The organism is Flavobacterium suzhouense, assembly GCF_042684765.1.
Lineage (GTDB): Bacteria > Bacteroidota > Bacteroidia > Flavobacteriales > Flavobacteriaceae > Flavobacterium > Flavobacterium suzhouense.
Genome location: NZ_JBHUMD010000024.1, coordinates 90,302 through 102,812 on the forward strand (window position 1 = coordinate 90,302; position 12,511 = coordinate 102,812).

The 12,511-nt window shown below is 39.2% G+C and carries 11 protein-coding genes; 10 read left to right on the forward strand and 1 reads right to left on the reverse strand.

Annotated features, from left to right (window positions below):
* Positions 1-7 precede the first annotated feature (7 nt).
* Genes ACFSR3_RS09845 through purD form a run of 5 tightly spaced genes read left to right on the forward strand, consistent with a single transcriptional unit; the run spans position 8 to position 6,126 of the window.
* Complete coding sequence (locus ACFSR3_RS09845; protein ID WP_379820820.1) at positions 8-1,132, forward strand: glycosyltransferase family 4 protein; 1,125 nt, start codon at positions 8-10, stop codon at positions 1,130-1,132.
* A 22-nt stretch (positions 1,133-1,154) separates the two neighbouring features.
* Positions 1,155-2,483 carry a hypothetical protein gene (locus ACFSR3_RS09850; RefSeq protein WP_379820821.1) on the forward strand — a complete coding sequence of 443 codons (1,329 nt, stop codon included), beginning with the start codon at positions 1,155-1,157 and terminating at the stop codon, positions 2,481-2,483.
* Positions 2,480-3,463 (forward strand): UDP-glucuronic acid decarboxylase family protein, encoded by a 984-nt coding sequence (locus ACFSR3_RS09855; RefSeq protein ID WP_114758713.1) that lies wholly within the window; start codon positions 2,480-2,482, stop codon positions 3,461-3,463. The genes ACFSR3_RS09850 and ACFSR3_RS09855 overlap by 4 nt, the downstream gene beginning before the upstream one ends.
* 2 nt (positions 3,464-3,465) lie before the next feature.
* A complete protein-coding gene (locus ACFSR3_RS09860; RefSeq protein WP_379820822.1) occupies positions 3,466-4,830 on the forward strand; it encodes an undecaprenyl-phosphate glucose phosphotransferase in 1,365 nt (454 codons plus the stop codon).
* 24 nt (positions 4,831-4,854) lie between these two features.
* A complete protein-coding gene (gene purD / locus ACFSR3_RS09865) occupies positions 4,855-6,126 on the forward strand; it encodes a phosphoribosylamine--glycine ligase (protein ID WP_379820823.1) in 1,272 nt (423 codons plus the stop codon).
* Here purD and ACFSR3_RS09870 read toward each other — a convergent pair.
* Positions 6,121-6,351, reverse strand: a complete 231-nt coding sequence (locus ACFSR3_RS09870) for a DUF6341 family protein (RefSeq protein ID WP_114758710.1) — start codon at positions 6,349-6,351, stop codon at positions 6,121-6,123. The genes purD and ACFSR3_RS09870 overlap by 6 nt on opposite strands.
* Positions 6,352-6,399: 48 nt before the next feature.
* Between ACFSR3_RS09870 and ACFSR3_RS09875 the strand changes: the two genes are divergently transcribed.
* From ACFSR3_RS09875 to ACFSR3_RS09895, 5 genes are all read left to right on the forward strand, one after another.
* Complete coding sequence (locus ACFSR3_RS09875) at positions 6,400-7,329, forward strand: DUF6427 family protein (protein WP_379820824.1); 930 nt, start codon at positions 6,400-6,402, stop codon at positions 7,327-7,329.
* A gap of 95 nt (positions 7,330-7,424) precedes the next feature.
* Positions 7,425-7,907 (forward strand): hypothetical protein, encoded by a 483-nt coding sequence (locus ACFSR3_RS09880; RefSeq protein ID WP_379820825.1) that lies wholly within the window; start codon positions 7,425-7,427, stop codon positions 7,905-7,907.
* 103 nt (positions 7,908-8,010) lie between these two features.
* Positions 8,011-8,616 (forward strand): DUF4254 domain-containing protein, encoded by a 606-nt coding sequence (locus ACFSR3_RS09885; RefSeq protein ID WP_379820826.1) that lies wholly within the window; start codon positions 8,011-8,013, stop codon positions 8,614-8,616.
* 10 nt (positions 8,617-8,626) lie between these two features.
* Positions 8,627-9,667, forward strand: coding sequence for a glycosyltransferase family 9 protein (locus ACFSR3_RS09890; RefSeq protein ID WP_379820827.1), 1,041 nt, complete (start codon positions 8,627-8,629; stop codon positions 9,665-9,667).
* 95 nt (positions 9,668-9,762) lie between these two features.
* Positions 9,763-12,498, forward strand: a complete 2,736-nt coding sequence (locus ACFSR3_RS09895; RefSeq protein WP_379820828.1) for a fibronectin type III domain-containing protein — start codon at positions 9,763-9,765, stop codon at positions 12,496-12,498.
* The last annotated feature ends 13 nt before the right edge of the window (positions 12,499-12,511 follow it).

The window sequence follows — 12,511 nt, forward strand, 5'->3', positions numbered from 1 at the left end:
GAAGACTTTGAAAAAGGCATTAATTAACGATTGGTATTATATAAACGGGGGTGCCGAAAAGGTTATTCATTCCTTAAACAATGTATGGGACGATTTTGAACACTATGCCTTAATAGATTTCTTAAATGACAAAGACAGGGAGTTTATATTGAAAGGTAAAAAAGCGAATACAAGTTTTATTCAAAGGCTTTTTGGGGCAAAAAAAAATCATCGCAAATTTTTACAACTCTTTCCTTATGCTATAGAGCAATTTGATCTTAGCCAATATGACATTGTAATAAGTTCATCGGCCTCAGTTGCCAAGGGGGTTATTACAAACCACAATCAGCTTCATATATGCTATTGCCATTCACCGGTGCGCTATGCATGGGATTTATATCATAAATATCTTAGGGATTCGGGGCTTACATCTGGCTTAAAAGGCATGTATGCAAAATATGTGCTTCATAAATTAAGAATATGGGATGTCACTGCCAGCAATCGCGTTGATTATTTTATTGCAAATTCGCAATACATAAAAAAGAGAATAAAAAAAGTTTATAACCGGGATGCTGAAGTTATATATCCTCCTGTTGATACTGCTTTTTTTGAACTGCAAATAAACAAACAAGACTATTATTTTACGGCTTCACGAATGATAGCCTATAAAAAAATTGATGTGATTGTTGAGGCTTTTAACAAAATGCCCAACAAAAAGCTTATAGTTGCAGGTGATGGGCCGGAGTTTAAAAAGATTAAAAAAATTGCGAAAGATAATATCGAATTTATTGGCTTTACTAACAGGGATACTCTAAAAATTTATATGCAGAATGCCAAAGCTTTTGTATTTGCTGCAGAAGAAGACTTTGGTATCGTTCCGGTAGAGGCTCAGGCTTGTGGTACACCTGTTATAGCTTTTGGTAAAGGTGGTGCTCTTGAAACAGTTAAAGAAAATGAGACGGGGGTGTTTTTTGCCGAACAGAATGGGGATTCTATTGCAGAAGCCGTAAAACGGTTTGAGAAACTGAAATTTGATCACACAGAGATAAGGGCTCATGCCGGGAAATTCTCTAAAGAACGATTTGAAAAAGAAATAAAAGAATATGTAGAGCGTAAGTGGGATGAACATATAACTACTTTGCATAAGCTTTAATAAAAATAAATTAGAATAAAGGATGACCGATAATTATAAATCTACCAATGTTTTTTTGCTTAGAAGAATTGGGCTTGCGCCCAGTAAAAGGCTATTGACATTTTTAATATCGGCTATTTTTATTACCCTTCCTTTTGGTTATGCTTACAATAGCGTAGCCATAGTACTTTTTGTGGGTTATTCGTTTTTATCATATAAAAAACAAAATATATCGGTAAGTTATGTTTTACTGGCACCAATAGCCTTATATATGCTCATGGTCGCCTCAATAGCTTGGTCTATAGATGTACCATTGACCGTAAAAGCCTTAAGTAAAGAAGCTGCATTGTTCTTTATACCGATAGCTTTCTTTTTTAATAGGAAGGTAATAAGCATAAGCAGACGCGGAATATTAAAAGGATTTAGCATTGTAATGTGCTTTTTTGCCTTTTTTTACTTTTTAAGAGCGATGTACAGGTACTTTGAGGGAGGGAACATAGGCGTGTTTTTTTATAATGAACTGTCTACTCCCATAGTTTCTGCAGTATATCTCTCGGCAATTTTTGCAATAGCTTATTATTATTTTTTGTCGGTAAAGAACAAGCGTTTTTTTGATTACCTGGGCCTTGTGATAATGATGGTAATGATAGGTCTACTGATGGCTAAAGTAACTATAGCGGTTAGCGTGTTACTTACTGCTGTTTATATATCTTTTTTTGCAAGCGTACCTAAAAAAACAAGAATAGCAGGAGCAGCAATTTTTGTAATATTGGGTATGTCGCTAGTGTATATAAGCCGAACAACAACATTGTTTCCGGCAGAGTATACAACAAATATCCCCGAAATGGAAAAACTTGCCGAAGAGAAGATAGAACTCAATAAAGTTAGTCCTCACGAAGCATGGAGCAAACAGACTTTTAGTGAAAACGATTACTTTAATGGCACGGCTTTCAGGATATATCAGGCAAGAATATTTGGAGAACTAGTGCAGGAAGAAGGCAAAATTGTAACTGGTTACGGCCTTAATGCATCGATAAAAAAAATAGAGGAAAAATCTAAAGAGCATAATGTTTTTGAAGGAGGAGTACTTAACCAGAGGTATGCAAGGCAAAATTATCATAATCAGTATATTGAGGCATTCTCAGATTTAGGCATTCTGGGCTTATTATTGGTTTTGGCATTGGTGCTCATAAATCTTAAAAAATCGCTTAGCAATAAAGATTTTGTACATATGGCTTTTGCATTTCTAATGATAGCCTTATTTTTGACCGAATCTTTTTTATGGAGGCAGAGGGGTGTGGTTTTATTCATATTGCTGTACTGTCTGTTTAATATAAAATTGCCTGAAAAATCAGGAAAAATAACATTATGAAAAGAATACTCATAACCGGAGCCGCCGGATTTTTAGGCTCGCACCTTTGCGACAGGTTTATTAAAGAAGGATACAATGTTATAGGGATGGATAACCTGATTACGGGCGATCTTAAAAATATTGAGCATCTTTTTAAGCTTGAAAATTTTGAGTTTTATCACCATGATGTTACAAAATTTGTAAACATTCCGGGAGAACTTGATTATATACTTCATTTTGCATCGCCTGCAAGTCCTATAGATTATTTAAAAATCCCTATCCAGACATTAAAGGTTGGTTCGCTGGGCACGCATAATCTTCTTGGGTTAGCCCGTGTAAAAAGAGCACGTATACTTATCGCTTCGACCTCTGAAGTGTATGGCGATCCGTTGGTGCATCCGCAAAATGAGGACTACTACGGAAACGTAAATGCAATAGGGCCTCGTGGAGTATATGATGAGGCAAAACGTTTTCAGGAGTCTATAACCATGGCTTACCATACATTTCATGGTGTAGAGACCAGAATTGTAAGGATATTTAATACCTATGGGCCAAGAATGCGACTTAATGACGGGCGTGTAATCCCGGCATTTATAGGGCAGGCATTAAGAGGAGAAGACCTTACCATCTTTGGTGACGGAATGCAAACCCGTTCTTTTTGTTATGTAGACGATCAGGTAGAAGGAATTTTCAGGTTGCTACACTCTGATTATGTCTATCCGGTAAACATTGGTAACCCGGATGAGATTACAATTAAAGATTTTGCCGAGGAAATAATAAAACTTACCGGAACTACTCAAAAAGTGGTATATAAACCACTTCCGGTAAACGATCCGTTACAGCGTCAGCCAGACATAACAAGAGCTAAAGAGCTTTTAGGCTGGGAGCCAAAAGTAGGCCGTGCTGAGGGCATGAAAATTACCTACGACTATTTTAAGGCATTGCCTAAAGAAGAGCTTCTTAAAGAAGAGCATAAGAATTTTTCAGACTATATCCGATAGAAATGAGTTTATCCGGAAGAGGCAGATATTCTAAATATTTAAGACCTATTAGTATAGGTTTTGATTTGCTAACAGTGCTATTGCTGCCGTTTTGGTTTTTTTGTACCCTAAATGTAAATTTTCTGCATTTTGCCGCCTATGCAACAGTATCCTGGTGTACTGTGGCCTATTTCTCGGGGTTTTATGAAACGTACAGATATACGGCTGCTACAAAAATATTATCGAGGCTGATAAGGCAATCGGTGCTATACCTTCTTACGGTTATAGCCTTTTTTCCTTTTGCAAAATATGCCGTTTTTGAAAGCAGGCAAATACTTCTTTATGGCATTAGCGTCTTTTTAATCGTAACAATTTTTAAATTTGCACTGTATTTATACCTAAAGCGATACAGGCTTAGCGGAAGTAATATCCGAAAAACTGTGATTATTGGTTATACACCTGAGTCGATAAGATTAAAAGACTTTTTTGAAGGCAATCCGGATTACGGATATAGGTTTATGGGCTTTTTTTCCGACAGGAAGCATGAGAACATGCCTATTGAAGGAAAAGTGTCTGGTATAGAGGAATATATCCTTGAGAATAATATTGACGACATTTACTGCTCGTTAAACGAGATAGGAAACGTCAGGCTAAGAGAATTGGTGGCTTTTTGCGATACTAACAACGTAGTTATTAAGTTTATACCCGATACAAAGCAAATTTTTTCGCGAAATCTGGTTATTGATTATTATGAGTCATTCCCGGTGCTTTCACTGCGTAAAACACCATTGCATGAGCCGGTTGCAATAGTTGTAAAAAGGGTATTTGATATAGTGTTTTCGTTTCTGGTTACCATTTTAGTACTGTCGTGGCTTACGCCGATAATGGCAATACTGATAAAGCTGGAATCGAAAGGGCCGGTATTTTACAGGCAGATAAGGGCGGGTATAAACGAACAGGAGTTTTCATGCTTTAAGTTCAGATCTATGCGCATAAACGACCAAATGGATAAACTGGCTGTAAAAAATGATCCGAGGGTTACTAAAGTGGGTAAGTTCATCCGCAAGACAAGTATCGACGAGCTGCCACAGTTCTTAAACGTGCTTTTAGGCGATATGTCGGTAGTGGGGCCAAGGCCTCATATTTACTCCATAAACCACAGGTATAGCGAGAGAATAAAAAAATATGGTGCAAGACATACGGTTAAGCCCGGTATTACAGGTCTTGCCCAGGTTAAGGGGTTCCGTGGTGAGATAAATGGCGACGAAGACATGATAAACCGTATCAGATACGATGTTTTTTATATAGAAAACTGGTCGATACTGCTAGATATAAAGATAATTTTACAAACCGTGGTAGGCATGTTTGGCGATGAAAAAGCCTATTAATGCTTACCTGAAATACAAAGCGAAATGAAAATTTTATTATTAGGATCCGGAGGAAGAGAGCATGCACTGGCATGGAAAATGCTGCAAAGCCCGCTTTGCGAAAAACTATTTGTTGCACCGGGAAATGCCGGAACAGCAGGTATTGCAGTTAATGTAGATATGAATCCGCTGGATTTTGAATCGATAAAAAGCTTCGTGCTTCAGGAAGAAGTAAAAATGGTGGTTGTAGGTCCGGAAGACCCATTAGTAAAAGGGATTTACGACTTCTTTAAAAAAGATGCTGCCCTTAGCCATATTCCGGTTATAGGTCCTTCTAAAGTAGGCGCACAGCTGGAAGGCAGTAAAGAATTTGCAAAACAATTCCTTGTAAAAAATAACATCCCAACGGCTGCTTACGACAGTTTTACTAAAGAAACGGTAGAGAAAGGCTGCGATTTTCTTGCTACGCTTCAGCCACCATACGTTCTAAAAGCTGATGGTCTTGCTGCAGGTAAAGGAGTTCTTATTATTAACGATCTTGCTGAGGCACAGCAGGAGCTTAGAAACATGCTTGTAGGCGAAAAATTCGGTCAGGCGAGTACGAAGGTAGTTATCGAGGAGTTTCTTGACGGTATCGAGCTTAGCTGTTTTGTGCTTACCGATGGTAAAAGCTACAAGCTGCTTCCTACGGCTAAAGATTACAAGCGTATTGGCGAAGGCGATACAGGCCTAAATACAGGTGGTATGGGTGCGGTTTCTCCGGTGCCGTTTGCCGATGCTGAATTTATGGAAAAAATCGAGACACGCGTTGTTAAGCCAACTATTGAAGGACTTAAGAGTGCTAACATCGACTATAAAGGTTTCGTGTTTATCGGGCTTATAAAAGTGGGTAACGATCCGTTCGTGATTGAGTACAATGTGAGAATGGGTGACCCTGAAACTGAGGTTGTAATTCCAAGACTGAAATCTGACCTTGTTGAGATATTCAATGCGGTAGCAGCTCAGGAACTTGACAAAGTGAACCTTGAAATCGACGAAAGATCGGCTACGACTATTATGGTAGTATCAGGAGGTTATCCTGAAGATTACGGTAAAGGAATGGTAATATCGGGTCTTGAAAATGTAGAAGGTTCAATCGCGTTCCATGCAGGAACAAAACTGGATAACGGAAATGTAGTAACCAGCGGAGGCCGTGTAATAGCCGTAACTTCATACGGAAGCGACTTTAAAGAGGCCATAAAAAAATCTTACCAAAACATAGATAAACTAAGTTTTGATAAGATGTATTTTAGAAAAGATATCGGCTTTGACTTATGATAAGAAAGAGTGAGCCGTAGTATCCTGATCGTCCTCGTTGTTTTGCTTGAATATAGTAAGCTGTTTTAACCAGTAAGCTGTAGCAACACAACAGATGATGATAAAAATCCAGGTTACAATGTTTGCCAGCCACCAGTTTTCTAGCTCAAGGCTGCGGAAAAAGTTTAAGGGTAAGAAAAGGATGTCTGTAAACAGGTAGCCTATCGCTTCGAAAAATGCTTTCATTTTTAAACAAGTATTATATTTACTGTCACAAAAGTATAAAATATTCACATGCTAGCAAGTGTTTTTAATAAATCCAGGCCTGTAAATTACGTTTTAATAGGCGTGGTTCTTATTTTAAGTTACTTTTCGTACTTATTAAAAGACCTGTCCTGGACAGAAAACTACCTGCTTGTAGCCCAAAAGGTGGGGCTTTTGCTGCTTTTGGCAGGAGCCCTTTTCCTTACTAATTTTATTACAAGGCGCAATAACCTGAGCAAGGCGAATACCTATGCCATGTTCCTTTTTATGGTGTTTTTAATACTGTTTCCCACCACTTTAGTAAACATAAACATCATAATTGCCAACTTTTTTATTCTGCTGGCACTGCGAAGGCTGGTTTCGCTCCAGTCACTTATAACCCCAAAAGAAAAGATATTCGATGCCTCATTCTGGATTTTTGCGGCAGCGATATTTCACTTTTGGTGTATAGCCTATATCGTGCTGGTATTTATATCCATTGTCTTTCACGTATCGCGTGATTACCGTAACTGGCTGATACCTTTTATCGCCTTTTTTGGTGTTTTTGTGCTCTACACCATGATTATCCTGATGATGGGTTACGATTTTGTTACGACAATATCAGATAATATAGATGTTAGCTTCGACTTTACTTATTTTGAGAATATCTATCAAAATATTGCGTTGGCTATCTACTCTTCTATTGCGTTGTTGTTTGCATTTCCGTATATATTCTCGATAACCAATAAGCCGCTTAACCTTCAGTCGTCGCACAAAAAGATTATTTATTCCTTCCTTATCGGGGTAGGGATCTATGTGCTTTCGGCACACAAGAACAACAGTTTTCTGGTGTTTACCTTTGCACCGCTTGCCATTATGGGCGCCAACTATTTTGAAGCACAGGAAAACAAATGGGTAAGGGAAGTAGCAATGGGGCTTATAGTGCTTATTGCGGTATTTCTGTTTGCTTCGCAGTTGTAGGTTTAAAGGCTTGCCACGAATTAAACTATTTTTCCCTAATTTCAATGTAAATTAGTTTGTCTGAAGGTGCCAGGCTTGTGTCTAATCATTAATTAATGACTACTGAAAATGAAATGACAGAACATGAGGGATATATAAAAATGGTTGTCGGCAAGACACTAACTAATTTGTTTTTCACAAAGCAAGACGGACCTCATGATTACATGCCGGGTATTTCACCTGCTTATTACTTCGCCACAATTTTGGAATTGGATAACGATAAAAAGTTTCAATTTGGCAATGACTTTATTATTGACTGGAAAGATCAAGAACCGACCATAACGTTGACAAACGAAAATTGGGCATTACCAAAGACACTTGTGTTCCAGGGGCAAAAGATAGTTAACCTCACAAAAGACGAGCATGAGCAATTGACATTTCACTTAGAGAATGGTACAACAATAGCTCATACAATAGATTACGGTGACCAGTTGTTTATTGAAAATGAAAAGGTTTTAGACAAAGAAATAACTGTATCTGACAGCACTTTTCTAAAAGCGGTGCAGGCATGGTGGCAGAAACTTTTCTGCTCCGAATAGATTCCTCGATAATCCCATTATCTAATAATTAGCAATTACATCGTGTTAGCAGGTTACAACTATTCCCCGTATATTTGCACTACACAAAATAAACAATTACACTATGTTTTCTAAAATCGCTTTCCCAATATTTGAGCAGAGCATTAACGACTATCATAAGTTTGATAGTGTAGACCAGCCTATTAACAATCCGTATGCTAAGGACCAGATAGAGCATCTGCTTTATGCCAAAAACTGGGTAGATACAGTACAATGGCATTATGAAGACATTATCCGTAACCCGGAAATCGATCCGGTAGAGGCACTTGTGCTTAAGAGAAAGATCGATGCGTCTAACCAGGTGCGTACTGATATGGTGGAGTACATAGACAGCTACTTTTTACAGAAATACAGCAACGTAACGCCAAAGGCTGATGCGAAGATAAACTCTGAGAGTCCGGCATGGGCAATTGATAGATTGTCAATTTTGGCGCTTAAGATATACCACATGCACGAAGAGGCTACACGTGCTGAGGCTACGCCGGAGCACCGTGCAAAATGCCAGGAAAAACTGGATGTATTGCTTGAGCAGAAAAAAGACCTTACCACTGCTATTGATGATCTTATTACCGACATTGAGAATGGTGATAAATACATGAAAGTGTACAAGCAGATGAAAATGTACAACGACGAGGAACTAAACCCTGTATTGTACCAAAACAAGAAATAATACCTGATTGATGTCAGGAACCAAACATATACTGGTAATAAGGCTTTCGGCAATGGGAGACGTCGCCATGACGGTTCCGCTGCTGAGAGCCTTAGTTGCTCAGTACCCTAACGTAAAGGTTACCGTACTGACAAGGGCATTTTTTGCTACTTTTTTTGAGGGAATCCCTAACGTTAGCGTTTATCCTGCCGATGTTGCCGGTAAACATAAAGGCTTTTTCGGACTCCTGAAACTCTTCCGTGAGCTGAAAAAACTAAACATTGATGCGGTTGCCGACCTGCATAATGTACTCCGTTCAAAGATTGTTACAAAACTGTTTTTCCTGAGCGGAAAACCCATTGCAACGACCGATAAGGCCCGCAACGAGAAAAAAGCGCTTACAAGGGCTGAAAATAAGGTTTTCAGGCAGCTTACCCCAATAGTAGAACGTCATCTGGATACGTTTAAAAAGTTAGGCTTTACGATAGATTTATCGAATCCTGTATTTCCTGATAAACAACCGCTTGCGGCGCAAGTATCGGCGATTTCCGGAGAAAAATCGGGGAAATGGATAGGCGTGGCGCCTTTTGCGCAGCATCAGGGCAAAGTATATCCGCAGGATTTAATGCAGGAAGTGATTGACAAGCTTGCTGAAGATTCAAATTATACTCTTTTCCTTTTTGGTGGAGGTGCAGCCGAAACCGCACAGCTTGAGGCATTCGCCAAAGGGCGAAAGAACATAATTGTTACTGCCGGAAAATTAAAACTGGCTCAGGAACTCAACTTGATAAACCATCTTGACCTTATGCTAAGTATGGATAGCGGTAATGCCCACATGGCAGCAATGCAGGGCGTAAAGGTTATTACCCTTTGGGGGGCAACGCACCCTTATGCCGGTTTTGCGCCTTTCGGTCAACCTGCTGACTACACCGTTACTTCCGACAGGAACCAATATCCGTTATTACCAACCTCTATTTATGGTAATAAAGTTGTAGAAGGCTACAAAGATGTTATGAGAACGATTACTCCCCAGGCAGTTATCGATAAGGTAACAAACGTAGTCCATTCATAATACTGAGTAAACTTCCGGTATTTGTATCATAATGGTTTAGTAAACTTGTTAACTATTGGTGAATGTAATTTTGATGCCAAAATTTACACCAATTAATGAAGAAACTTTATGCTTTCCTGCTCGCTGTTACGGGGATAACAGTACAGGCACAAACACTGCATCCTTATTTGCAGGCACCAACACCAACATCTATCTATGTAAACTGGAAAACCGAAAGCAATCCGGAATCGATAGTAGAATACGGTAGCACACCACAACAACTTGGTAATTCTGTTACGGGTACTAACCAGATCTTTACAGACACAGGTTATCCGCAGAATTATTATTACCACACGGTAAAGCTTACAGGCCTTACTGCCAATACAAAGTATTATTACAGGATTAAGACCGGTAACGATGTAAGCGAAGTAAAATCGTTTAAAACTATGCCGCTTCCGGGACAGGCAGCAACGGCAGACGGACATTTGCGTTTCCTTGTTTTAGGGGATAACCAAATGCGAAATGTACCGCGTTTCGATACGCTTGTAGCACAGGCAAAAAGAAAAATTGCTCAGAAATGGGGCATTACTGCCGACCCTGCCGACAATATAGCACTTACTGTTATGGTGGGTGATCAGGTAGATGTTGGGACTCTAGACCATTATGAAAATGTACATTTTAAGAAGAATAAGGAACTTTCGGGCTATCTGCCGATACAAACACTGGTAGGTAACCATGAAACCTATGGCACGCTGGCGATGCAGGCCTATTATGATCATTATATCCTTGACGAGATGTCTTATCAGGGTATAACATCGGGTACAGAGAATTACTATGCCAATCAGGTAGGTAATACCTTGTTTATTGCTATGGACACTGAGCACACGGGCATACAGCAGTTAAGCTGGCTGACGCAGATTGTTGAAGCAGCGGATAATGATCCAACGGTAAAATGGATTATTTCTTTAGGACACAGGCCATATCAGGCAGAGCAATATGTAGGAGACATCTCTCCATGGATCCGTAATGCTGCAATGCCGGTATTAGTGACATCTGACAAGCACATACTGCATATAGGTGCACACCATCACCTGTATCACAGAGGCCAATTGAAAAACACACCTACCTACCAAATTATTTCGGGAGGTGTTGCATGGGATCAGTATTGGGGTATGGCGGCAGAAGAGGATTTTGATGATGTTCAAAAGACAATCTCGAACTGGATGTACCAGATTATTGATATAGATGTAATCAATGATACTTTTGATGTGGAGTCCTATTCTATAGGAAGCGTGTACAATTGGAAAGATAACGAGCTTATGGATGAGTTTCATCATTACAAAGGCCTTGCAGCACCAACAACACCAACAATTACCAATGCATTTAATGGGAATGATGTAGAGCTTCCGTTAGAAATATCAAGCTCGGCATATCAAACTACATCAGGGCAATTGTTGAATTCTACAGAGTTCATGATTGGAAAAACTGCTGATTTTGAAATTGTAGAAAAAGATGTGTACAGGGATTATGAAAACCTGTATGGTTCGCTTAACGGACAGGTAGATGTATCTAAAGATCAGAATGAAGGGGTTGATATTACGAAATTGACACTGGGGCAAAATGAAATTCCTAACGGGCAGTATTTTGTAAAAGTGCGCCACAGGGATCGTAACCTGAGCTGGTCGGCATGGAGCGAGGCTAAAACCTTTAATATCATTAACAGTACATTTGCCAATACACAAATACAACTGGATACAATTGCCTATCTGCCTAATACGCCAATAACTGTATCTTATACTGACGGGCCGGGTAACCAAAATGACTGGCTGGCGCTTTATAAAAAAGGGCAGACACCGGGTTCATCTTCGCCTTCTCAGCTTTGGGCATATGTAAATGGACAAACAAGCGGCACATATACTTTTGCAGGATTGACTCAGCCGGGAATGTATTTTGCAACTTTCCTTGAAAATGACGGATATACAGAACTTGCTGAAAGAAAAGAATTTTATGTTGGTCCACTACTGGAGCTGTCTGCAGATAGTCAGGTGTATGCCTCGGGCAGTCCTGTTACGATCAGCTATGTTGACGGGCCTCAGCTAACTAATGACTGGATTGGAATATATAGGGTTGGCCAGACACCGGGCGGACCGGCATCTACACAATGGACCTATGTAAGTAATGCATCCGGCAGCCATACTTTTAATAACCTGGCAGATGGTTACTATTTTGCGGAGTATTTTCTACAAGATGGTTACGGCAGCATAGGTAATAGGGTTTACTTTCAGGTAGGTGAACAGATTACCCAAATAGGCATCAATAAAACTATTTACAACCTTAATGAAAACATTATTGCGACATGGACTGATGCACCGGGTATTGTAAAAGACTGGCTGGGTATTTATCATGAAGGTGATGATCCTAATGTAGACGAACTGGTTAGTTTTACTTATTTTGAAGGTATTACAGAGGGGTCTACAGTTATAAAAGATGATAAACTTCCAACTGCAGCAGGAGATTATTTTATCGTTATGTTTACTAATGACTCCTACAACGAAGTGTCAAACAGGATTTCGTTTAAGGTAGAAGATATATTAGGGAATGAAGAATTCTCATCGCAAAATGGTGTAATGGTATATCCTAACCCGGTTAAGGAAGGTGAGAATACTTATATAAAATCGAAATATCCTATTGACCAGATTGATATGTTTGATATGACAGGTAACTTGTTTTATACCTCAAAAAACATTAACGATTACAACTTCTCTATTATAAACCAGAGTCTTCCGACAGGAATGTATATTCTGAAAATACATTCTAACAAGGTATATACTGTGAAAGTGATTATTGAATAATACTAAGAAGGAT